The following is a 21,736-nucleotide window of genomic DNA, read 5'->3' as shown; positions in this document are numbered from 1 at the left end:
GAAACGGTCAAACCACCTCAGGCGGGGGTGGGCAGGGTGGCCCGCCGGGCGCGCACCGCCGACGCGAGGTGCTCCAGCACCTCGGCCGTGGTGTCCCAGCCGATGCAGGCGTCGGTCACCGAGCGGCCGTAGGTCAGCTCCCGGGTCGGGTCCAGGTCCTGCCGGCCGTCGAGCAGGAAGCTCTCCAGCATGATGCCGACGATGCCGCGCTGGCCGGCGGCGAGCTGGTCGGCCACGTCGGCGGCGACCCTCGGCTGGTTGCGGTGGTCCTTGCCGCTGTTGGCGTGGCTGGCGTCGACCACCAGCCGCTCCGGCAGGCCGGCGGCCCGCAACAGGTCCAGCGCGCCGGCCACCGACTCCGCGTCGTAGTTCGGCCGGCCGCCGCCGCCGCGCAGCACCAGGTGCCCGTCGGCGTTGCCCCGGGTGTGCATGATCGCCGGGGTGCCGGAGACGTCGATGCCGGGGAAGACGTGCGGCACGCCGGCCGCCCGGATCGCGTCCACCGCGGTGGCGATGCTGCCGTCGGGCCGGTTCTTCATGCCGATCGGCATGGACAGCCCGGAGGCGAGCTGGCGGTGCACCTGGCTCTCCACCGTGCGGGCGCCGATCGCGCCCCAGGCGACGGTGTCGGCGATGTACTGCGGGGTGATCGGGTCGAGGAACTCGCAGCCCACCGGCAGGCCCAGGCGCAGCACGTCGAGCAGGAGCGCGCGGGCGGTCCGCAGGCCGGTGTTGACGTCCCCGGAGCCGTCCAGCGCCGGGTCCATGATCAGACCCTTCCAGCCGACCGTCGACCGCGGCTTCTCGAAGTAGACCCGCATCACCACCAGCAGGTCGTCGGCGTGCCGCTCGGCGGTCTCGCGCAGCCGGTGGGCGTACTCCAACGCGGCGGCCGGGTCGTGCACCGAGCACGGGCCGACGACCACCAGCAGCCGGTCGTCGTCGCGGTCCAGCACCCGCGCGGCGGCGCGCCGGCCGTCGAGCACGGTCGAGGCGAGCGGGGGCTGGAGCGGCAGCTCGTGCAGGAGCAGGGCCGGGGTGGTCAACGGCACGACGCGGTCGATCCGCTGGTCGATGACCGCGCCGGTCTCCGAGGTCGTCACGGTGGGCTTTCCTTCCGCCGACCGTGCCCCGGGGCCGGTGCCCAGGTCGAGCCGGCTGCTCGTATGCAGAAGGGCAGGAACTTCAAGCTCCTGCCCGGCCGGCTCGATCTCAGGTGACGTCAGCTCATGGTGAGGTCACCGGCATCGGAGCCGGCTGCCTAAACCATCGATACGCACGCGTCACGCCGGTAAGCGTACCCGACCGGACGCCGCCGGCTCACCGGGCCGTCCGGAAAGCCTCGCTCCATGTTCACCTGTGTCGATGGAACCGGCGGTAACGTCACCAGCACCGCCCGCATCCTCCCGGAGGTCATCGATGGATCGTCGTACCGTCCTGCGCGCCACCGTCGCCGGTGGGGCCGCCGCCTTCGCCGGCAGCCTCTGGTCCGGCGCCGCGTCGGCCGCCCCGGCCCAGCCCGGCGTCGGCCCGTACGGGCCGCTCGGCACCGCCGACGCCCGCGGCATCCAGCTCCCCGCCGGCTTCACCAGCCGGATCATCGCGCGCTCCCGGCAGACGGTGGCCGGGACGTCGTACGCCTGGCACGACGCCCCCGACGGCGGCGCCTGCTTCCCCACCGGCACCGGCTGGATCTACGTCTCCAACTCGGAGATCTCCACCACCGGCGGGGCCTCGGCGGTCCGGTTCAACGCCGACGGGACGATCGCCTCGGCGTACCGGATCCTCGCCAACACCAACCGCAACTGCGCCGGCGGCGCCACCCCGTGGGGGACCTGGCTCTCCTGTGAGGAGGTCAGCCGGGGGTACGTCTACGAGACCTACCCGCAGGGCGGCGTCGCCGCGGTACGCCGCCCGGCGCTGGGCCGGTTCAACCACGAGGCCGCGGCGGCCGACGCGGACCGCAAGGTGATCTACCTGACCGAGGACGAGACGAGCGGCTGCTTCTACCGGTTCCGGCCGACCGTCTGGGGTGACCTGTCCAGCGGCACCCTGGAGGTGCTGGTGGCCGGCACCGCCACCAGCGGCCCGGTCAGTTGGACCCGGGTGCCCGACCCGGACGGCTCGCCGACCTACACCCGGCAGCAGGTCTCCGGGGCGAAGAAGTTCAACGGCGGCGAGGGCTGCTGGTACGCCAACGGCACCTGCTGGTTCACCACCAAGGGCGACAACCGGGTGTGGGCGTACGACGCGGTCAACCTGCGGATCGACCTGGCCTACGACGACTCACTGGTGACCACCGGCACCGCCCCGCTGACCGGCGTGGACAACATCACCGGCTCCCGCTACGGCGACCTCTACATTGCCGAGGACGGTGGCAACATGGAAATCAATCTCATCACCCCGGACGCCGTGGTCACGCCCTTCCTCCGGATCACTGGGCAGTCGTCGTCGGAGATCACCGGGCCGGCGTTCTCGCCCGACGGCAGCCGGCTCTACTTCTCGTCGCAGCGCGGCACCACCGGCTCGTCCTCCGGCGGGATCACCTACGAGGTGCGCGGTCCGTTCCGCTGAGCCCCGCGCGGGGTAAGTGGCTCGGCATGAGTCACGAACAGAGCGACCAGGAGCGGGTGGAGTCCCGTGCCCACCTGCTGCCCGAGGAGGCGGCGGTGGGCAGCGACGACCCGCAGGCCCAGGCCGACGCGATCCTCACCGAGTCGGACATCCGGGAGGAGGACCGGAACGTCGCCCCGGACACCGTGCTGGAGCACCGCACCTCCGATCAGACGGTGACCCCCAACGAGCCCCCCGACTGACGGCCGGCCGCGCCCCGGGCCCGCCGGGAACCGGCGTAGGTCTGCTCGCGCAGCCAGGCGAGCGGCCCCTCGACCCGCAGGCCCGGCGGCAGGTTGCCGACCGGGTCGAAGGCCAGCGCGGCGTCGGTGCGGGCGTCGAGCTGGTCACCGAGGGTGACCTGGCCGAACGGCCGCCACGGACCGACGGCGGACGCGACCGCGAGCACCAGCCGCGGCGCGTCCGCCCCGACCGCGGCGGCCACCTCGGGCAGGCTCCGGCCCAGTTCCGGCGAGTCCGGGTCGGCCAGCGCGGCCAGCCAGAGCCGCCGCCCGCCCACCCGGTACGACATGATTGTGCTGTACGTCCCGGTGAAGCCCCGCCGGGGCAGCGGCAGGTTCCGCAGCACGGGCGCCGCGCCGCTCGAGCTGACCAGCAGGTCGAACGGGCGCCCCTGCGGCAGGCGCAGGCGGACCGCCAGGCCCAGCACGTCCGGCCAGCCGCCGGGGGTGGGGACGCCCTTCGAGAGCCGTGCCGTCGCCGGGTAGTGGCCCGGCTCGTCGAGCAGCGCGACGCCGGTCGGCGGTCCGGACGTACCCCAGATCATCACCTCGGCGGCGAAGGAGCGGCCGGCCGGATGCAGCAGGCGGGCGCCGCGCAGCCGGGTCAGGACGGCGGCCGCGCCGGCGGCGACGACGGCCGCCCGGGTAACGGTGGAGGGGACGCGCATGACCCCTCCGGTACCCCGCGCCGGCCGGTCGATGCCCCCGGTCGTACGCCGACCCCCGACACGTCACCTTTGCGCCCGGGAGATCGGATAGCGTCGGGTCATGCCCGACAGCGGTTACCCCTGGCCCATCGAGACCACCCGACTGGACAACGGCCTGCGCGTGGTCGTGAGCGAGGACCGCACCGCGCCGGCGGTCGCGGTCAACCTCTGGTACGACGTGGGCTCCCGGCACGAGCCGCACGGGCAGACCGGCTTCGCCCACCTCTTTGAACACCTGATGTTCGAGGGCTCGGTCAACGTCGCCAAGACTGAGCACATGAAGCTGATCCAGGGCTCCGGTGGCTCGCTCAACGCCACCACCAACCCGGACCGGACGAACTACTTCGAGACCGTGCCCGCCGAGCACCTGGAGCTGGCGCTCTGGCTGGAGGCCGACCGGATGGGCGGCCTGGTCCCCGCACTGACCCAGGAGACCCTGGACAACCAGCGCGAGGTGGTCAAGAACGAGCGCCGGCAGCGCTACGAGAACGTCCCGTACGGCGACGCGTGGCTGCGGCTGCTTCCGCTGCTCTACCCGCCGGGGCACCCGTACCACCACGCGACGATCGGCTCGATGGCCGACCTGAACGCCGCCGACCTGGGCACCTTCCAGGACTTCCACCGCACGTACTACGCGCCGAACAACGCGGTGCTCACCGTCGTGGGCGACGCACCGGCCGCCGAGGTCTTCGCGCTCGCGGACAAGTACTTCGGCGCGCTGCCGCCGCGCGGGGACATCCCCGCCGCGCCGGCCGGAATGATCGTGCCGGCCACCGGCACGGCCGCCGTCGAGACGGTCACCGCCGACGTGCCCGCCCCCCGGGTGTACGTCGCGCACCGCACCCACCCGTTCGGCACCCCCGGGTACGACGTCGCCACCGTGGCCGCCACGGTGCTCGGCAGCGGCCGGGGCAGCCGGCTCTACCAGCGGCTCGCCGACGGTGAGCGGCTCGCCCAGCCGGACCTGGTCGGGGCGTACGGGGTGGACCTGGCGCACGGCCCGGCACCGCTGATCGCCACCGCCACCGCCCGCCCCGGGGTGACCGCCGAACGGCTCGGCAGCGGGGTGGCCGAGGTGGTTGACGAGCTGGCCACCGTGCCGGTGACCGCGGCCGAGCTGGACCGGGCCAAGGCGCTGCTCAGCACCGCCTGGTGGCGACAGATGGCCACCGTGGACGGCCGGGCCGACACCCTCGGCCGGTACGCCACCCAGTTCGGCGACCCGGCGAGGGCCGCCGAGCGGCTGCCCGCCTGGCAGGCGGTAACCGCCGAGCAGATCGCCGAACTGGCCGCCGAGGTGCTCGGCGCCGCCGACCGGGCGACCCTGACCTACCTGCCGGAGGAGACCTCATGACGTTGATCGCCGCCCGTCCCGCGCCGGGCGCCGCCCGCCCGTACCGGTTCCCGACGGTGGTCCGGCGCGACGTCGCCGGCGGCCGGGTGGTCGCCGCGCACCTGCCCGGGCAGAACCTCGCCGTCGCGCTACTGCTGCTCGACGCCGGCGCGGGGCGGGAGCGGGTGGGCAAGGAGGGGCTCGGCGCGGTGCTGGCCAAGGCCCTGGAGGAGGGCACCGCGCAGCGGGACGCCACCACGTACGCGCTCGCCGTCGAGGGGCTCGGCGCGGAGCTGGTGACCGGGCTGGACTGGGACTCATTCCAGGTCACCGTGCAGGTGCCGGTGGACCGGCTGGGCGCGGCGGTGGAGCTGCTCGCCGAGGCCGTCCGCACGCCCCGGCTCGACCCGGACGACGTGCGCCGGGTCCGCGACGACGAGGCGACCGCGCTGCGGATGGACTGGGCCAACCCCGGCCCGCGCGCCGACGCGGTGCTCCGCGCCGACCTTTTCGGCGCCGACAACCGCTGGGGCCGCCCGCTGTACGGCGACCCCGACTCGGTGGCCGCGCTGGACGTCGAGGACGTCACGGTTTTTCACTCGGAGTGGTTCATCCGCCCCGGCACGTTGATCGTCGCCGGGGACCTGGACCGTCTCGACCTCGACGCGCTGGGCGCGACCGCGTTCGCCGGCACCGGTGGCGGCCAGATCGAGCGGGGCGGCCCGATCGAGGTGCCGATGCCGGCCGGACGGCGGATCATCCTGGTGGACCGCCCCGGCTCGGTGCAGTCCACGCTGCGGCTGGGGCACCCGTCGCCGCACCGCGCCCACCCGGATCACGTGCCGATGACGCTCGCCGGCACGGTCCTCGGCGGCGCGTTCACCTCCCGGCTCAACCACCTGATCCGCGAGGTGCGCGGCTACACGTACGGCATCCGGGGCGACTTCGCCTCGTCCCGCCGGTTCGGCCGCTTCGCGGTCAGCTCGGGGGTGCAGACGGCGGTGACCGCGCCGGCCCTGGTGGAGGCGGTCGGGGAGATCACCCGTACCCAGGTCTCCGGGGTGACCGAGGACGAGCTGGCGGTGGCCCGGTTCTGGCGGGCCGGTCAGCTCTCGGTCGAGTTGCAGAGCCCCCGGGCGATCGCGTCGGCGCTGACCACCCTGGTGGTGCACGACCTGCCGGACGACTACCACGCCCGGCTGCGCGAGTCGCTGCTCGCCGCCGACGTGGCGGACGTCTCGGCGGCCGCGGCCAGCCACCTGCGCCCGGAGTCGCTGACCCTGGTGGTGGAGGGTGACGCCGCGGTGATCCGCGATGAACTCACCGCGACCGGGCTCGGTGAGGTGACCGACGCCACGCTGTAGACGGGCGGAAACCGGTCCGGGCGGTGGGAAAGCGTTCCCGTCCGGGCCGGCCGCCTGGGTAGCCTCGCGGGCATGAGGATCGGCATTGTGGGTGCCACCGGCCAGGTCGGTGGCGTGATGCGGCAGGTGCTGGCGGAGCGGGAGTTCCCGGCGGAGCAGGTGAGGCTCTTCGCCTCCGCGCGGTCGGCCGGGCGCACCCTGCCCTGGCGGGGCGGCGAGGTGACCGTCGAGGACGCGGCCACGGCTGACTTCTCCGGGCTCGACATCGTGCTCTTCTCCGCCGGCAAGGGCACCTCCAGGGAGCTCGCACCCCGGGTCGCCGCGGCCGGCGCGGTGGTGATCGACAACTCCTCGGCGTACCGGATGGACCCGGACGTGCCGCTGGTGGTGGCCGAGGTGAACCCGCACGCCATCGCCGACCGCCCGAAGGGCATCATCGCCAACCCGAACTGCACCACCATGGCCGCCATGCCGGTGCTGCGCCCGCTGCACGTCGAGGCGGAGCTGGTCAGCCTGGTCGTCTCCACGTACCAGGCGGTCTCCGGCGCCGGCCTGGCCGGTGTCGCCGAGCTGGACGAGCAGGTCCGCAAGGTCGCCGAGGACGCCGCCGCGCTGGCCTTCGACGGCGCGGCCGTGCAGTTCCCCGCGCCGCGCTCCTTCGCCCGGCCGATCGCGTTCAACGTGCTCCCGCTGGCCGGCTCGATCGTCGACGACGGCTCGTTCGAGACCGACGAGGAGCAGAAGCTGCGCAACGAGAGCCGCAAGATCCTCGAAATCCCCGGGCTCAAGGTCTCCGGCACCTGCGTCCGGGTACCGGTCTTCACCGGTCACTCGCTCCAGATCAACGCCCGCTTCGCCCGGCCGATCACCCCGCAGCGGGCCCGTGAGCTGCTCGACGGCGCGCCCGGCGTGGCGCTGTCGGACGTGCCTACGCCGCTGGAGGCGGCCGGCCAGGACCCGACCTACGTGGGCCGGATCCGCGCCGACGAGACCGTCGAGCACGGTCTGGCGCTCTTCTGCGCCAACGACAACCTGCGCAAGGGGGCCGCGCTCAACGCCGTGCAGCTCGCCGAGCTGGTGGCGGCCGAGCGCCGCTGACCCGCGCGGTGGCGGTGCGGGCCCGCGGAACGATGTTCTGAAGAGCGATATGACTCCCCGTCATGAATATGACCGGGAGTCATATCGCTCTTTCCGTCATCGTTCCCCTCCGCCGTCCGTGATGGTTGCGTCGTCCGCCGCGCCGCGCCGCGCGGCAGCGTCGCGCAACGGCCGCCGGTGCGGTGGGATGGAGCCACCGGGACCGACGAGTTGGAGGACGACATGGCGGACGACGAGACCACGCAGGCCCTGACCGACCTGATCGCCGGCCGCTGGCTCGGCGTGCTGGCCACCATCAAGCGCGACGGGCGGCCCCAACTGTCCAACGTGGTCTACTCCTTCGACCAGGAGCACGGGCTGATCCGGGTCTCGGTGACCGACGGCCGGGCCAAGACCGCCAACCTGCGCCGCGACCCCCGCGCCAGCTTCCACGTCAGCAGCGACGACGGCTGGGCGTACGCGGTGGCGGAGGCGCGGGCGGAGCTGACCCCGGTCGCGCAGCGCCCCGACGACCCGACCGTGGAGGAGCTCGTCGGGCTGTATCGGGCGGTCCAGGGCGAGCACCCCGACTGGGACGACTTCCGGGCCGCGATGGTCGCCGAGGGGCGGCTGGTGCTGCGGTTGCACGTCGAGCGGGTCTACGGCATGCCGCCACGCGGCTGAGCCCGACGGGTGAGCCGCACCGCCACGTAGGTCGGCGTTACCTGCTCGGGGGCGGCGGGTAGACGGGGCGTGCCGACACCGAGAGGGGAGCACCATGACAACGGTCGGAGAATTCATGACGACCCGGTTGGTGACGATGGACGGCAACGACACGCTCACCGCGGCGGCGCAGGAGATGCGGGACAGCGCGATCGGCGACGTGGTGGTGACCGACGGGGACAGCATCGTCGGCATCGTGACGGACCGGGACATCACGGTCCGGGGCGTCGCCGAGGGCATGGACCCGAACACCGCCCGACTCAACCAGGTCACCACCAAGGACGTGAAGACGGTCAGCCAGTACGACGACGCGGTCGCCGCGGCCGACCTGATGCGCACCTACGCCGTACGCCGGTTGCCGGTGATCGACGACGGCCGCCTGGTCGGCCTGGTGTCGATGGGCGACCTCGCGGTGGAGCGCGAACCCCAGTCGGTGCTGGCGGACATCAGCGCCGACGATCCGAACAACTGACCTGTCCGCCCCGGTACGACGCCGGCCCCTGGATTCCCGGGGCCGGCGTCGCTCGTCCAGCCGGGCCGGGAGCGCCGGCTCAGTCGCACCTGACGGTCACCTCGGACGCGGCGCGGGCGACCCGTACCGTCTCCGCCTCGGCCTCCAGCTGCGAGACGGCGCGCTTCGGGAGCGCGGCGAACGGGGTGACCGTGAGTTCCAACCGGCCCCGGCCGGCCTGCTTCACCCGCCACGTGCCCCGGATCTCGCCGTCGACCAGCACGGCTCCCGGGTTGCCGAGCACCCGCCAGAGCTCGGCCCGGTGGGCCGGCTCGGTCACCAGGACCTCGCGGTCGCGGGCCTGCAGGAAGGGGTCGCCGGGTGGCAGCAGCCGCACCCCGTCGAGCGGCGCCGCCGCCAGCAGCGCGTCGAGCTGGTCGCCGGGCAGCCAGGCCCTCCGGTCGTCCACCCGCACCTCGGTGAGCCGGTCGGCCGGCCACACCGTGCGCAGCTCGGTTGGGGAGGTGCCGAGGAAGCCGGCGATGTCGGCGACGGTGGCCGGGCCGAGCAGCCGCAGGCAGGCCAGGACCAGCTCGTCGGTGCCGGCGGCCCGCTCCGGCGGCGCCGGCCGCTCGTCGCGCGGCAGCAGGGTGGCGGCCCGACCGGTCACCGCGAGGCGTACCCCGCCGGCCAGGCCGGCCTGCTGGAACAGCGAACCCGAGACGTGCCGGGACGCACAGGCGCGACAGTCGTAGTTCAACGCGTCGGGGATCCGCGCGCTGACCGCCCGGCTCACCTCGCCCCGGGCCATCGGGGCGGTGACCACCGCGCGGAACGCCTCGGCCGCGGCGTGGAACGCGGCGCGCCCCAGCCGCGCGCCGTCGCGGATCTGCCCGGCGATGCGGCGGGCCGCGTCGGCGTCGCTCAGCGGCCAGAGCGCGGCGGTCAGCGTCGCCAGCTCGGCCGTGCGGTGCAGGTGCGGCGCTCCCCGGGTGGACCAGACCAGCGTCAGGCGGTCATCGTCGAGGTCGGTGACCCCGCGGGCGGCCAGCGCCTGCCGGGCCGAGCCGTACGGGGTGTCCTGCACGCCGATGTCGAGCACCGCCAGCTCGGCCGGGCGCAGCCCGCCCGGGCGGTGGAGCTGCTGGGCCCGCGCCCGGTGGGCGAGCACCTGACCCCGGTGGACCTGCGGCGTAGCGCCCGCCATGTGCCCTCCCGTTCCGCCCTGTCCCGGCACGCTACCGCGCCGGTGCGACAGCCGGCGGCGTCGCCTCACCCGATTCGGGCGAGGTTGACCGGATGCCCGGTGGGGACCCCGCTACCTGGCAGTGCCATGGATCTACGGGGGGAGAGGCTCCGATGGTGGACACGACCACGAGATTCTTCGAGGATCTCGACCGGCGGGGCTACGAGCCGCTGCTGGCGAAGACCTCCGGGACGCTCCGGTTCGACCTGCACGAGGGGGCACAGACCACCCACTGGCTGCTCGAAATCGACCGGGGGCGGCTGCAGGTGAGCCAGGAGGACCGAGAGGCGGACACCGTCATCGGGACCAGCCCGACGCTCTTCGACGACCTCGTCGCCGGGCGGGAGCACGGCCTGGCGGCGCTGCTGCGCGGGGACATGACGGTGACCGGTGACGCCCGGCTGGTCGTCCAGGTGGAGCGGATCTTCCCCAGTCCGCCCCACTCGCACGGGCCGCGCCGGCATTTCCAGCGGGAGGTGCACTGATGGCGCAGACCAACACGGTCCGGATCCTGGACGGCAACACCTTCGTCGTCTCCGAGGACACCGGTGACATCGAGGCGACCCCGAGCGAGCCGACCGGGCTCTTCTCCATCGACACCCGGTTCCTGTCCCGGTGGGTGCTCACCGTGAACGGTGATCGCCTCAACGCCCTCTCCTACGACGACCTCCAGTACTACGAGGCCCGGTTCTTCCTGGTGCCGGGAATGGCCACCCACTACATCGACGCCAAGCTGTCGGTCATCCGGGAGCGTTCGGTGGGCGGGAGCTTCCGGGAGACGCTGACCATCCTCAACCACGACGAGAAGGCGGTGGACCTGGAGATCCGGATGGACGTCGGGTCCGACTTCGCCGACCTGTTCCAGGTCAAGGACGAGATCCTGAACAAGAAGGGCGAGATCTACACCGAGGTCGAGGCGGACCGGCTGCGGCTGGGCTACCGCCGGGGCAACTTCGTCCGGGAGACGGTGATCGGCTCGTCCATGCCGGCCCGGTACGACCGGAACGGCTTCGCGTACACGGTGCACCTGGAACCGAACGAGCAGTGGGACACCGCGATCGACGTGCGGACGCACGCGGTCGGTCCGGGCGGCCGGGACCTGCGGATGGGGCTGCGGGTGCACGGCACCGAGCGCCTCGCCCTCCAGCACGACCTGGAGGAGTGGATCGCCAAGGCCCCCAAGGTGAACAGCGAGCACGGCCGGATCGCCTCCACCTACCGGCGCAGCCTGGTGGACCTCGCGGCGCTGCGCTTCTCGCCGCTCTCCCTCGGCGGCCAGACGCTGCCCGCCGCCGGCCTGCCCTGGTTCATGACCATGTTCGGCCGGGACAGCGTCCTCACCTGCCTGCAGGCGCTGCCCTTCGCCCCGGAACTGTCCAAGACCACGCTGCGGATCCTGGCCGCGTTGCAGGGCACCCGGTTCGACGACTTCCGCGACGAGGACCCGGGCCGGATCCTGCACGAGATGCGCTACGGCGAGACGGCCGCGTTCGAGGAGCAGCCGCACTCGCCGTACTACGGCTCGGTGGACGCGACCCCGCTCTTCGTGATCCTGCTCGACGAGTACGAGAAGTGGAGCGGCGACGTCGCGCTGGTCCGCGAGCTGGAACGGGAGTGCCGGGCCGCGCTGAAGTGGGTCGACGACTACGCGGACCTGGTCGGCAACGGCTACATCTGGTACGAGCGGCGCAACACCGACACCGGCCTGGAGAACCAGTGCTGGAAGGACTCCTGGGACTCGATCTCCTACTCCGACGGCACCCTGCCACCGTTCCCCCGGGCCACCTGCGAGGTGCAGGGGTACGCGTACGACGCGAAGCGGCGGGCCGCCCGGATGGCCCGGGAGTTCTGGGACGACCCCGGCTACGCCGAGCAGCTGGAGCGGGAGGCGGCGCTGCTGAAGGAGCGGTTCAACCGGGACTGGTGGGTGGAGGACGGGGAGTACTACGCCCTCGCCCTGGACCCGGACGGCCGGCAGTGCGCCGTGCTCAGCTCCAACATCGGCCACCTGCTGTGGAGCGGCATCGTCGACCACGAGCGGGCGGGGAAGATCGCCCAGCACCTGGTCGGCCCGCGGCTCTTCACCGGCTGGGGGGTACGCACCCTCGCCGAGGGAGAGGTCCGGTACAACCCCATCGGCTACCACAACGGCACGATCTGGCCCTTCGACAACTCGTTCATCGCCTGGGGCCTGCGCCGGTACGGCTTCACCGAGGAGGCGGCCGCCATCGCCAGTGGCATCCTGGATGCCGCGACGTACTTCAACGGGCGGCTGCCGGAGGCGTTCGGCGGGTACCCCCGGGAGCAGACCAAGTTCCCGGTGGAGTACCCGACGGCGTGCAGCCCGCAGGCCTGGTCGACCGGCACCCCGCTGCTGCTGCTGCGGACGATGCTCGGGCTGGAGCCGCACGAGGGGCACCTGGCGGTCGAGCCGGTGCTGCCGGTGGGCATGGGCCGGATCGAGATGCTGGACATCCCGGGCCGGTGGGGCCGGGTGGACGCCTTCGCCCGGGGCCGGCTCGACCTGCACCGGCTGGGCGACTGACCCGACGCCTGCTCTCCCGTCGGCCTCACGGCCGGCGGGGGAGCAGGCAGAACTCGTTCCCCTCGGGGTCGGCGAGCACCGTCCAGTCGGGCAGTTCCCGGACCACCGTGGCACCGGCCTCCAGCACGGCGGCCCGCTCCTCGGCGTCGCCCGTCAGGTCGAGGTGGATCCGGCCCGGCGCGGGCAGATCGTCGGCGGGTGAGATCCAGACGTCCGGCCGGTGCCGGTGCGGGTCGCGCAGCAGTACCGACTCACCCGGGGCGAGCGAGCGGTCGGCCAGCTTCGGCTCGTCCTCCGCCGCCACCGGCAGGTCGGTGACCACGCTCCAGAACGGTGCCATGACGTAGGGGTCACGGCAGTGGATCACGATGGAGTGCAGCTCCGGCATGGCGCTGACGGTAGCCGTCCACCGGCCCCCCGGGGCGGGTGATTTCCGGGCCGGTCAGCCGGGCGGGAGCACGGTGTCGAGGAAGGCGGCGGTGGCCGCCAGGACGTCCGGCCGGTCCAGCGGCAGGGCGTGCCCGCCGTGGGTGATCCAGGTGTGGGTGGGGTGCCCGGACGCGAGCAGCGCGCCGGTGAGGGTCACCGCCTGGCTGACCGGAACGGCCATGTCGTCGGCGCCCTGCACCAGCAGCACGGGCACCCGGTTGCCGAGGTGGGTGGCGACGGTCGAGTCGACGGTCGCCGGGTCCCCGGCGGTCGGCCGGTGACCGATCAGCCCGGCCCACGGGTCGTCGTCGGCCCGAAGCCGGTGCCAGTCGTCGGCTAGGGGGTCGGCCGCCGGCCAGTACGCCAGCCCGGCCGTCACGTCGTCCGGCCGGTCGATCCCGCGCAGCGCCAGGTGCAGGGCCAGGGTGCCGCCGGCCGAGTCGCCGCCCACCAGCAGCGGACCTCCGCCCGCCGCGTTCCGGGCCGCCCGGGCCGCCGCGCGTACGTCGTCGAGCTGGGCCGGCCAGCGGGCCTCGTCGACGAAGCGGTAACGGGCCGCTACCACCCGCAGCCCGAGCCGGGTCAGCGCCGCGCCGTCCTCCGCCGACCGTCCCCGCCATCCGCCGCCGTGGATCCAGAGCAGTACCCCGCGTGCCGTCATGGCGCCATCGTGCCGGCGGGTGCCGGCGCTCCGGAAGCCCGCTCTGCCACGGGCAGAAGCCGGGCGGTCGAGCCAGGCGACGATCGCCCCTACGGTTGCGTAACCTACGCGGGGTAAAGTTGGCGGATGCCGGAACTCGTGTACCCGCCCGTGATCGCCGCCGCCAAGACGATGTTCCGGGTCCTCGACCTGCGCCTGACCATCGAGGGCAGCCACCACGTCCCCCGTACCGGCGGCGCGGTGATGGCCAGCAACCACGTCAGCTACCTCGACTTCATCTTCTGCGGCTACGGCGCGCAGGAGTCCGGCCGGCTCGTCCGGTTCATGGCCAAGCACGAGGTCTTCGCGCACCGGATCTCCGGCCCGCTGATGCGCGGCATGAAGCACATCGCGGTGGACCGCCGGGCCGGCGCCGGCTCGTACAGCTCCGCGGTGGGGGCGCTGCGGCGCGGCGAGGTGGTCGGCCTCTTCCCGGAGGCGACGATCAGCCGGTCGTTCACCGTGAAGGAGCTCAAGAACGGGGCCGCCCGGATGGCGCAGGAGGCCGAGGTGCCGCTGCTGCCGGTGGCGATCTGGGGCACCCAGCGGCTCTGGACCAAGGGGCGCCCGAAGACCCTGACCCGTCGGCACACCCCGATCACCATCCTCATCGGCGACCCGATGGACCCGGCGGCGTACCCGGACGCCAACACCATGACCGCCGAGCTGAAGAGCCGCCTCAACGCCCTGGTCGACCGGGCGCAGCAGGAGTACCCGGACAAGCCGGCCGGCCCTGAGGACTCCTGGTGGCTCCCGGTCCACCTGGGGGGCACCGCGCCGACCCTGGAGGAGGCCGCCGAGCTGGACCGGCGCCCCCGCCGGCCCGCCGCCTCCTGACCGGCCGGTCGAGCGCCGCCGCGGGTGGCCGGATCGTTCCGCATCCGGGCAGGATGGTGTCTGCCGCCCCGGCGTCCACCCGGCCAGGATCTACCGCATGAGCAGAGCAGCACTGATCGTGATCGACGTCCAGGAGTCGTTCCGCCACCGCCCGAGCTGGGCGTACGCCTCGAACCCCGACATCGTCGACGACGTCAACCGGCTCGTCGACGCGGCCCGGCGGCGCGGCGACCTGGTGGTCTGGGTCCTGCACGCCGAGCCCGGCACCGGTGACGTCTTCGACCCCGCGCTCGGCCACGTCCGGTTGATCGACGGGCTGGCACCGCGCGCCGGGGAGCCGACGCTGACCAAGACCTCGCACAACGCCTTCACCACCACCCACCTGCAGCAGCTGCTCACGATGGCGGGCATCCGCGAGCTGACCGTCTGCGGCATCCGGACCGAGCAGTGCGTGGAGACCACCACCCGGGTCGGCTGCGACCTCGGCTACGAGATGACCTTCGTGACCGACGCGACGGTCACCTTCCCGACCCCGCACCGGGACCTGCCGGCCTCGGCCACCTGGGCGGAGATCCTTGCCGACCCGCGCACGCTCGGCACCGACGAGATGATCGCCCGGACCGAGTACGCGCTGGCCGGCCGGTTCGCCACCGTCCGCACCGTCGACGAGGTCACCGGCGCCGTGCCGGCCGGCGCCGGAGCCTGACCGCGGTGGCCCGGGTCGTGTTCCTGCTGGTCCCGCAGCTGCACCTGCTGGATCTGGCCGGCCCGGCGCAGGTCTTCTCCGCCGCCGCCGACGACGGGTACGACTATCAACTGCACTACGTCGCCGACCGGCCGACCGTGCCGACCGTGCAGGGCGTGGCGCTGGGCGCGGCCACCGAGTGGCCCGAACTCGACCAGGGCGACCTGATCGTCGTACCCGGCTGGCGGCTGCGGGCGCACGGCCCGGCGGGGCCGGTCGGCCCGGACGACCTACGACGGTTGGCCGACCACCACGCCGGCGGTGGCACCGTGGCCAGCGTCTGCGCGGGCGCGTTCGCGCTCGGCCGGGCCGGCCTGCTCGACGGGCGGCGCTGCACCACCCACCACGACGTGCAGGACCACCTGGCCCGGGCCTTCCCCGCCGCACGGGTGGTCCGCGACGTGCTGCACGTGGTCGACGACCGGGTGGTCACCTCGGCCGGCATCGCCAGCGGCATCGACGTGGCGCTGCACCTGGTGGCCACCCGGCACGGCCCGGCCGCCGCCGCCCGGGTCGCCCGCACCCTGGTCGTCTACGCCCGGCGCAACGGTCACGAGCAGCAGGCCAGCGCGATGATGCGGCACCGCTCGCACCTGTCCGACGCGATCCACCGGGCCCAGGACCTGATCGACAGCCGGTTCGTCGAGCCGTTGCCGCTGGCCGACCTGGCCGCCACCGTGGGCGTCGCCGAACGCACCCTGACCCGGCTGTTCCGGCAGGCCACCGGGCTGACGCCGCTCGGCTACCAGCAGCTGCTCCGGGTCGAGCGGGCCGAGCACCTGATCGGGCACGGTGCCACCGTCGAGTCCGCCGCCCGCGCCGTCGGCTTCACCGACGCGCGGATGCTGCGCCGGCTCCGGGCCCGGACCCGGCCACCGACCGGGGCGTCGGCCGCTACTCCGGCCCCGCCGGCTCAGCCGCCGACCACGCCCCGGGTCGACGGCTCCGGGGTCCGGTAGTAGTCCTCCCGGGAGAGGAACTCCACCGGCAGCGAGCCGGGCAGCGTCACCCGTGCCTCACCGGTCAGCGGCGCGGCGTTGGTTCGCCGGATCAGCACGTCCCGCTCCGGGGGCGCCAGCTCCACCAGCTCCGGATGGGCCAGCCGGAACCAGGCCACCGACCGGCGGACCAGCCGAGCCAGCTCGGTGACCGTCCCGACCGGGCCGGCCAGCGCGAGGGTCGGCTGCTGGATGGTGCGCAGCGCGTCGCAGACGATCAGCAGTTCCCCGTCGCCCTCCTCCGTCGGCGCGTCGGCCGACAGCTCCAGCCGGGACGGCCACTGCCAGCGGACCTGCCCGCTGACCAGGCGGGGCAGCCGGACCGCGCGCCGGTGCCGGGCGTACGTCCGGTCGCCCCGCCCGGCGACCACGGAGAGCTCCCCGCCGGTGCAGGCGTACGCCAGCCGCCGGTCGGTGACGGTCACCGTCGCCGGCACCGGCAGCGCCCAGTGCCGGCGCGCGCCGGTGGGGCTGAGCAGGCAACCCGCCACCGGAACCCGGACCCGACCGAGCACCCGCTCACCCGGCTCCGGGACCAGCTCGTGGCTCCGGTCCAGCACGGGCCGCAGCTCGTCGTCCGGCGCGTCGAAGCGGTGCGGTGCGATGAAGAACGGGGACGCGTCCTCGCGCATCGGCACGACCTCCCGGGCAGTTGGTCCTCCTGCCGGTAAGCCTCGCCGACCCCGCCGGGGCTGTCATGACACCCGTTAGGGGGTCGGCCGGTCGGCAGCCGCTTGGGACCGGTAGATGCCGATCTCCTCCGGACGGACGAGCCCGTCCTCGATCGCCCGGGCCAGCAGCGCCGCCTTGGTGGCCGCCGGTCGCCCGGCCCGGGTGTACTTGATCCGCGCCCGGTCCACGTACTGCTTCACGGTGTGCTCGCTGATCCGCATCCGGCGCGCCACCGACGCCTTCGACATGGACTGGAACCACAGCAGCAGCGCCTCGCGCTCCTTGTCCGACAGCGCCGGCCGGTCCGGCCGCGGGTCGCCCACCATCGCCCCGGCCAGCGCCGGCGGCACGTACGGGCGGTCGCTGGCCGCCGCCAGGACGGTGGCCACGCAGTGCTCCCGCCCCTCGTGCTTGGCCAGGAACGCCGCCGCCCCGGCGTCCAGCGCGGCGAGCATGGTGGCCGGATCGGTGTGCTCCGAGTAGACCACCACCCGCCGGCCGGCGGCGCTCAGCTCGGCCAGCTTGTCGATCACCATCCGCCCGTGCAGCCGCAGGTCGAGCAGGATCACGTCGGCGTCCGGCGCGGCCCGCAGCACGGCGTCCGGGTCGTCGCCGGTGGCCAGCACCCGCAGCCGGGGCTCGGTGGACAGCCACGCCCGTACCCCGTCGACGACCACCGGATGGTCGTCCACGATCGACACCCCGACCGGGCGCTGGGCGCTCACGTCCTGCACCACCGGGTCTGCGTCCACCTGATCTCCCCGTCCCGCTCGTGCACGTACTCGACCTGACCGTCCGCGCCGGCCGGCAGCGGCGGCCCGGTCGCCTCCGGGCCGTCCACCTCGGGGGTCACCAGACTGACCGTCACGTCGTCCGGGCCGGCGACCACGGTGAGCCGGGCCCACCCGGTCGCGTCGGCCAGGGCGGCGGTGAGCGGGTCGGCCAGCCGACGGCGGACCGCCACCGGCAGCGGCGGGGGAGCGCCGATCGCGACCAGCTCGATCGGCAGGCCGTTCCGCTCGGCCAGGTCGGCGGCGGCGCGCAGCTCGTGCAGCAGCGGGTCCGGCACGTCGTCCGACTCGGCGATCAACCGGCGCAGCCGGGCCGCGGCCAGCACGCAGCGCCGCTGCACCCGGGGGTCCGCCGGGTCGGCGTGCCCGTCGGCCAGCTCGGCCAGCACCGCCTCGGCGTCCCCGCCGACGGCGGCCAGCCGGGCCCGCCGCTCCTCCCGGGCCCGTTCGGCGGCGTCCCGCTCGGCGGCCACCGCCAGGGCCGCCGCCGCGGTGTCGGCGCGCTGCCGGGCGAGCGCGGAGATGGCCACCGCGCCGGTGAAGACCGCCACCGGCAGGGACGAGACGCCGTAGGCGTACATCGCGTACCGGGTCAGGTCGGCGGGGGCGGTGGCGCCCAGGCCCACCACCGCGGCGAGCGCGATCAGCGAGTGGGCGGCGAGCAGGGCCACCAGCCAGTGGATCCGGCGCCCCCAGAGCGCCACCACGAAGAACCAGCCCAGCCCGCTCCACACCCAGTTCGCCGCGGTGAAGAGCTGCCGCTCCCCGGCCGCCGCGAAGACCGCCGCGTCGACCGCCAGCAGCACGGCGACCAGCGGCCCGACCGGCAGCGGGGGACCGCGCAGCAGCCGGGCGCCGGCGTACCCGCCGGCCGCGGCCGCGACCAGCCAGCCGGCACCGACCACCGCCGGCGCGGCCAGCGCGGCCCAGGCGCCGAGCAGCGCCGGCAGGCCGATCGCGAGGTGCCACACCAGCGCGATCACGACGGCCGCGATCCGGGCGCCCCGGTCGGAGGCGCGGGCCACCTCCACCGCCGGGCCGGCACCGCTCGTGGGCCGCTCACCGCCCGTCCGGGCCGGCCCGGCCCGGGGTACGACCACCCGCGCCGCGCCGAGGTCAGCCGACATTCGGCCAGTCCAGCCTGATCCGGGTGCCGGCGCCAGGGGCGGAGGTCACCTCCGCGCGTCCACCCACCTCGGCCAGCCGGGCGCGGACCGACTCGCGCAGCCCGTACCGGTGGGCCGGGACGGTGGCCGGGTCGAAACCCGGGCCGTCGTCGACGATCTCGACCACCACGGCGCCGGCGTCGGGCCGCAGGCGCAGCACGCAGGTCGATCCCGGCGCGTGCCGGGCCACATTGGCCAGCGCGGCGGCGGTGGCGTCGGCCAGCGCCGTGGCCACCTCGGCGGGCGCCGTGCAGGGCGTCAGTTCGGCGGCGACCGGCAGCTCCGGGTGGGCGGCGAGCACCTCCCGCAACCGCTCCTCGACCGCGACCGGCCCGCCGTCCGAGGTGGACCGGGCGTCGGCGAGACCGACGAGGGTACGCAGGTCGGCGGCGGCCCGCGCGCGCAGCGCAGACGACCCGTCGGGTACCGCACCCAGCCCCACCATGGTGAGCGTGGCCAGCACGGTGTCGTGCAGGTCCCGGTTCTGCCGGCGTTCCGCGGCGCGGGCCGCCCGAGCGACCAGCGCGTCCCGGTGCAGCCCCTGGTAGTCGGCGAAGGCCCGGTCGGCCCGCCCGATCCAGCGGCGCATCACCGCGGTCATCAGCGCCGCCAGAGCGGTCTGCCCGAGCAGGGTCGCCGCGTGGGCGCCCGCCTCGACCGGGTTGCCGGCGGCTCGCGTACCGGTCACGTAGGCCGCGGTGACCGCCAGCCCCAACGGCACCGACCAGCGGGCCGGCGCGGTCGCCTGCGCGTTGATCACGGTGGTGCTGGCCAGCACCGCGATCCAGCTCCCCTCGCCGGGCAGCACCTCCGGCGCGACCAGCCACGGGATCAGCAGGCAGGCCGCCGTGGTGAGCGTGACGTCCCCGGCGATCAGCGCCGGGCCGATGCCGCGGCGCAGCGCCCGGACGGCGTAGAGAACCGACCAGCCGGTGAGGCCGGCGACCGTGGCCAGCAGCAGGCCGGCCCGGACCGGCGGGGTGCGCACGGCCAGCGCGGCAGCCGCGCCGACCAGCCCGCAGGTGAGCCGGAGCAGCGCCGGCAGGGTGGTGAAGATGCGGTGGAACGCGCCGCCGGCCGGCCGATCCAGCAGCGACGGCGACGAGGTCGGGGCGGGTACGGCCGACATCGGGGAGGGTGTCCTTCGGGCAGCGACCCGTCCGGGTCCGCACGGCGGTGCATCGACGTCGGAGAATAGCACGAAAGCCGCACGACGATCACCCTCGGTACGCGGCACGTCGCTGGCGGTTCTACCCGACGGGCGGCCGCCGGGTGCGGTTGACTGCGAGGATGACCAACGCAGCGCGGCGGCCACGGGTCGCCTTCCTCGGACTCGGCCGGATGGGCACTCCGATGGCCCGGCACGTCCTCGACGCCGGCCACGACCTGACCGTCTGGAACCGGAGCGCCGGCAAAGCCGACTCGCTCGCCGCCGCGGGCGCCACCGTGGCCGGTACGCCGGCCGAGGCCGCCGCCGACCGGGACGTGGTGGTGCTGATGCTCGCCGACCCGGCGGCGGTGGAGGCCGTGCTGCTCGGCGCCGACGGGGTGGTCGCCGGCGCTGCCCCCGGCACCCTCGTGGTGGACGCCAGCACCGTCGGCCCGGACGCCTCGAAACGCGCCGCCGAGGCGCTGCGCGGGCGCGGGCTGCGGCACGTCGACGCGCCGGTCTACGGCTCGGTCGGCCCGGCCACCGAGGGTACCCTCGGGGTGCTCGCCGGGGGCGCGGCCGAGGATGTCGAGGAGGCCCGCCCGCTGCTGGAGCTCTGGGGCGACCCGGCGAAGGTGCGGCACGTCGGCCCCACCGGGGCGGGCAGCGCCGCGAAGCTGGTCCGCAACCTCACCCTGGGCCTGGCGCTCGCCGGCATCGGCGACGCGCTGCGGCTTGCCGACCGCCTTGACCTGCCCGCCGACGTGGTGGCCGAACTGGTCGGCGACGGCCCGCTCGGCGCGGCGTTCCCGGCCGTACGCCAGATCCTCGACCAGGGGCCGCCGGAGAGGGCCGGTTTCACCGTCGACATGCTCACCAAGGACCTGCGGCTCTGCCTCGACGTGGAACCCCGGCTGCCGCTGGTCGACGCCGCGCGGGCCGTCGGCGAGTCGGCGCACGCGGCAGGGCACGGCCAGCACGACACCCGGGCCCTGCCGGTGTGGATGCGCGACGCCTGACCGGTCAGCCGGCCCGCCCTCCTCCCCCCCCGACCAGCCTGACCGGTCAGCCGGCGACCACCGTGGCCACGGCGAGCAGGTGGGAGCTGGCGCCGAGCACCGCCGGGTCCGTCTCGAACGCCCGCGCGCACCCGAGCGCCTCCCGGAACATCGAGGCATCCTCGCCGACGTCGAGCGCGTTCAGCACCGGCCAGAGTGGACCCTCGATGCCGTACACGGTGGGCCGCGGCAGCCCGGCGGCGGTGAACTCGTCGACCAGCTGCTCGGGCCGGTGGAAGTAGGCGGTGGTGAAGCCGTTGGCCGAGTCGTTCACCCCCGTGGCGTAGGACTCCAGCAGCGCCGGGCGGGTGAGGCCGTCCACCCGGCCCTTGCCGACCATGTCGATCAGCGGGGCGTTCCGGCTGATCGCGGCGGCCAGCACCGGGCCACCGGGGCGGGTGACCCGGGCGGCCTCCCGCAGCGCGGCGACCCGCTCGGCCCGGCTGGTCAGGTGGTACAGCGGACCGAGCAGCACGGCGGCGTCCACGGCGTCGGCGGTGAACGGCAGCCGCCGAGCGTCGCCGACGCTGGCGCTGGCCACCGGGTGGTCGCGGCGAGCCGCCACGGCGTGCGCCGGGACCAGGTCGACCAGGTGCACCGGGTGCCCGGCGGCGGTCAGCCAGCCGGCGTACGCGCCGGGACCGCCGCCGAGGTCGAGGACCGTCGCCGGGGGCGGGGGCAGCAGCCGGGCCAGCAGTTCCCGGGTACGCAGCTCCTCCAGCCGCCCCTGCGGGCTGCGGCCCAGCCGCCCGGCCTCGTCGAACACCTCCGTGTAGTAGCGGCGGATATCGGGTTCGGGCGGTCGGATCGCGGTCATCCGTCGATGCTGGATCGGGCCGGGCCGGGCCGTCACCCGGTTTACCGGCCCCGCCCGCCGGTGCGGGCCGTA

The 21,736-nt window shown here is 74.6% G+C and carries 23 protein-coding genes; 13 read left to right on the top strand and 10 right to left on the bottom strand.

What is annotated here, in order from left to right; genetic code table 11:
• Nucleotides 1–17: 17 nt before the first annotated feature.
• A complete protein-coding gene (locus AC5RWQ_RS23135) occupies nt 18–1,103 on the bottom strand; it encodes a 3-deoxy-7-phosphoheptulonate synthase (RefSeq protein WP_494284770.1) in 1,086 nt (361 codons plus the stop codon).
• Nucleotides 1,104–1,419: 316 nt separating this feature from the next.
• Here AC5RWQ_RS23135 and AC5RWQ_RS23130 point away from each other — a divergent pair, with 316 nt between their 5' ends.
• Entirely contained in the window at nt 1,420–2,574 is a 1,155-nt protein-coding gene (locus AC5RWQ_RS23130) for an alkaline phosphatase PhoX (protein ID WP_494284769.1), read from the top strand.
• A gap of 26 nt (nt 2,575–2,600) precedes the next feature.
• Nucleotides 2,601–2,816: a hypothetical protein gene (locus tag AC5RWQ_RS23125; protein WP_334487427.1), complete on the top strand. Its 216-nt coding sequence runs from the start codon at nt 2,601–2,603 to the stop codon at nt 2,814–2,816.
• Here AC5RWQ_RS23125 and AC5RWQ_RS23120 read toward each other — a convergent pair.
• Entirely contained in the window at nt 2,783–3,523 is a 741-nt protein-coding gene (locus AC5RWQ_RS23120; protein ID WP_494284768.1) for a phosphodiesterase, read from the bottom strand. The two genes, AC5RWQ_RS23125 and AC5RWQ_RS23120, sit on opposite strands and share 34 nt — an antisense overlap.
• A 100-nt stretch (nt 3,524–3,623) precedes the next feature.
• Here AC5RWQ_RS23120 and AC5RWQ_RS23115 point away from each other — a divergent pair, with 100 nt between their 5' ends.
• From AC5RWQ_RS23115 to AC5RWQ_RS23095, 5 genes are all read left to right on the top strand, one after another.
• The gene (locus AC5RWQ_RS23115) at nt 3,624–4,916 is read left to right on the top strand and encodes a M16 family metallopeptidase (protein ID WP_494284767.1); all 1,293 of its coding nucleotides are present in this window, start codon (nt 3,624–3,626) and stop codon (nt 4,914–4,916) included.
• A complete protein-coding gene (locus AC5RWQ_RS23110) occupies nt 4,913–6,259 on the top strand; it encodes a M16 family metallopeptidase (RefSeq protein WP_494284766.1) in 1,347 nt (448 codons plus the stop codon). The genes AC5RWQ_RS23115 and AC5RWQ_RS23110 overlap by 4 nt, the downstream gene beginning before the upstream one ends.
• A gap of 72 nt (nt 6,260–6,331) precedes the next feature.
• On the top strand, nt 6,332–7,357 hold the full coding sequence (locus AC5RWQ_RS23105) for an aspartate-semialdehyde dehydrogenase (protein WP_494284765.1): 1,026 nt from the start codon (nt 6,332–6,334) through the stop codon (nt 7,355–7,357).
• Between the two features lie 222 nt (nt 7,358–7,579).
• Nucleotides 7,580–8,020 carry a PPOX class F420-dependent oxidoreductase gene (locus AC5RWQ_RS23100; RefSeq protein ID WP_494284764.1) on the top strand — a complete coding sequence of 147 codons (441 nt, stop codon included), beginning with the start codon at nt 7,580–7,582 and terminating at the stop codon, nt 8,018–8,020.
• Between the two features lie 94 nt (nt 8,021–8,114).
• Nucleotides 8,115–8,531 carry a CBS domain-containing protein gene (locus tag AC5RWQ_RS23095; RefSeq protein ID WP_494284763.1) on the top strand — a complete coding sequence of 139 codons (417 nt, stop codon included), beginning with the start codon at nt 8,115–8,117 and terminating at the stop codon, nt 8,529–8,531.
• A gap of 79 nt (nt 8,532–8,610) precedes the next feature.
• Here AC5RWQ_RS23095 and AC5RWQ_RS23090 read toward each other — a convergent pair whose 3' ends face one another.
• On the bottom strand, nt 8,611–9,717 hold the full coding sequence (locus tag AC5RWQ_RS23090) for a DNA glycosylase AlkZ-like family protein (protein WP_494284762.1): 1,107 nt from the start codon (nt 9,715–9,717) through the stop codon (nt 8,611–8,613).
• Between the two features lie 152 nt (nt 9,718–9,869).
• Between AC5RWQ_RS23090 and AC5RWQ_RS23085 the strand changes: the two genes are divergently transcribed.
• Together AC5RWQ_RS23085 and AC5RWQ_RS23080 are read left to right on the top strand one after the other, a co-directional pair.
• Nucleotides 9,870–10,241, top strand: coding sequence for an SCP2 sterol-binding domain-containing protein (locus AC5RWQ_RS23085; protein ID WP_494284761.1), 372 nt, complete (start codon nt 9,870–9,872; stop codon nt 10,239–10,241).
• Complete coding sequence (locus AC5RWQ_RS23080; protein ID WP_494284760.1) at nt 10,241–12,301, top strand: amylo-alpha-1,6-glucosidase; 2,061 nt, start codon at nt 10,241–10,243, stop codon at nt 12,299–12,301. The genes AC5RWQ_RS23085 and AC5RWQ_RS23080 overlap by 1 nt, the downstream gene beginning before the upstream one ends.
• A 25-nt stretch (nt 12,302–12,326) precedes the next feature.
• Here the strand turns inward: AC5RWQ_RS23080 and AC5RWQ_RS23075 are convergent, their stop codons facing one another.
• Both AC5RWQ_RS23075 and AC5RWQ_RS23070 read right to left on the bottom strand, forming a co-directional pair.
• On the bottom strand, nt 12,327–12,689 hold the full coding sequence (locus AC5RWQ_RS23075) for a VOC family protein (RefSeq protein ID WP_494284759.1): 363 nt from the start codon (nt 12,687–12,689) through the stop codon (nt 12,327–12,329).
• 54 nt (nt 12,690–12,743) lie between these two features.
• Entirely contained in the window at nt 12,744–13,391 is a 648-nt protein-coding gene (locus AC5RWQ_RS23070) for an alpha/beta hydrolase (RefSeq protein ID WP_494284758.1), read from the bottom strand.
• Nucleotides 13,392–13,517: 126 nt separating this feature from the next.
• On the opposite strand from AC5RWQ_RS23070, the gene AC5RWQ_RS23065 reads away from it, so the two are divergent.
• The 3 genes from AC5RWQ_RS23065 (at nt 13,518) to AC5RWQ_RS23055 (ending at nt 15,971) form a co-directional block, all read left to right on the top strand.
• The gene (locus tag AC5RWQ_RS23065; RefSeq protein ID WP_494284757.1) at nt 13,518–14,267 is read left to right on the top strand and encodes a lysophospholipid acyltransferase family protein; all 750 of its coding nucleotides are present in this window, start codon (nt 13,518–13,520) and stop codon (nt 14,265–14,267) included.
• Nucleotides 14,268–14,364: 97 nt separating this feature from the next.
• A complete protein-coding gene (locus AC5RWQ_RS23060; protein WP_494284756.1) occupies nt 14,365–14,973 on the top strand; it encodes an isochorismatase family protein in 609 nt (202 codons plus the stop codon).
• 5 nt (nt 14,974–14,978) lie between these two features.
• Nucleotides 14,979–15,971, top strand: a complete 993-nt coding sequence (locus tag AC5RWQ_RS23055) for a GlxA family transcriptional regulator (protein ID WP_494284755.1) — start codon at nt 14,979–14,981, stop codon at nt 15,969–15,971.
• Here the strand turns inward: AC5RWQ_RS23055 and AC5RWQ_RS23050 are convergent.
• The 4 genes from AC5RWQ_RS23050 to AC5RWQ_RS23035 all read right to left on the bottom strand — a co-directional run bounded on the left by AC5RWQ_RS23050 (nt 15,926) and on the right by AC5RWQ_RS23035 (nt 19,768).
• The gene (locus AC5RWQ_RS23050) at nt 15,926–16,642 is read right to left on the bottom strand and encodes a hypothetical protein (RefSeq protein WP_494284754.1); all 717 of its coding nucleotides are present in this window, start codon (nt 16,640–16,642) and stop codon (nt 15,926–15,928) included. The genes AC5RWQ_RS23055 and AC5RWQ_RS23050 overlap by 46 nt on opposite strands.
• A gap of 75 nt (nt 16,643–16,717) precedes the next feature.
• Entirely contained in the window at nt 16,718–17,434 is a 717-nt protein-coding gene (locus AC5RWQ_RS23045) for a response regulator (protein ID WP_494284753.1), read from the bottom strand.
• Nucleotides 17,404–18,600: a hypothetical protein gene (locus AC5RWQ_RS23040; protein ID WP_494284752.1), complete on the bottom strand. Its 1,197-nt coding sequence runs from the start codon at nt 18,598–18,600 to the stop codon at nt 17,404–17,406. Before AC5RWQ_RS23040 ends, AC5RWQ_RS23045 begins: the two co-directional genes overlap by 31 nt.
• The gene (locus tag AC5RWQ_RS23035) at nt 18,590–19,768 is read right to left on the bottom strand and encodes a sensor histidine kinase (protein ID WP_494284751.1); all 1,179 of its coding nucleotides are present in this window, start codon (nt 19,766–19,768) and stop codon (nt 18,590–18,592) included. The genes AC5RWQ_RS23040 and AC5RWQ_RS23035 overlap by 11 nt, the downstream gene beginning before the upstream one ends.
• 161 nt (nt 19,769–19,929) lie before the next feature.
• Between AC5RWQ_RS23035 and AC5RWQ_RS23030 the strand changes: the two genes are divergently transcribed.
• The gene (locus AC5RWQ_RS23030) at nt 19,930–20,808 is read left to right on the top strand and encodes an NAD(P)-dependent oxidoreductase (protein ID WP_494284750.1); all 879 of its coding nucleotides are present in this window, start codon (nt 19,930–19,932) and stop codon (nt 20,806–20,808) included.
• A 46-nt stretch (nt 20,809–20,854) separates the two neighbouring features.
• Here the strand turns inward: AC5RWQ_RS23030 and AC5RWQ_RS23025 are convergent, their stop codons facing one another.
• Nucleotides 20,855–21,664 (bottom strand): class I SAM-dependent methyltransferase, encoded by an 810-nt coding sequence (locus AC5RWQ_RS23025; protein ID WP_494284749.1) that lies wholly within the window; start codon nt 21,662–21,664, stop codon nt 20,855–20,857.
• Between the last annotated feature and the right edge of the window lie 72 nt (nt 21,665–21,736).

Source organism: Micromonospora sp. BS32 (assembly GCF_059089345.1).
This window is presented reverse-complemented; position numbering and strand designations above follow the sequence as displayed.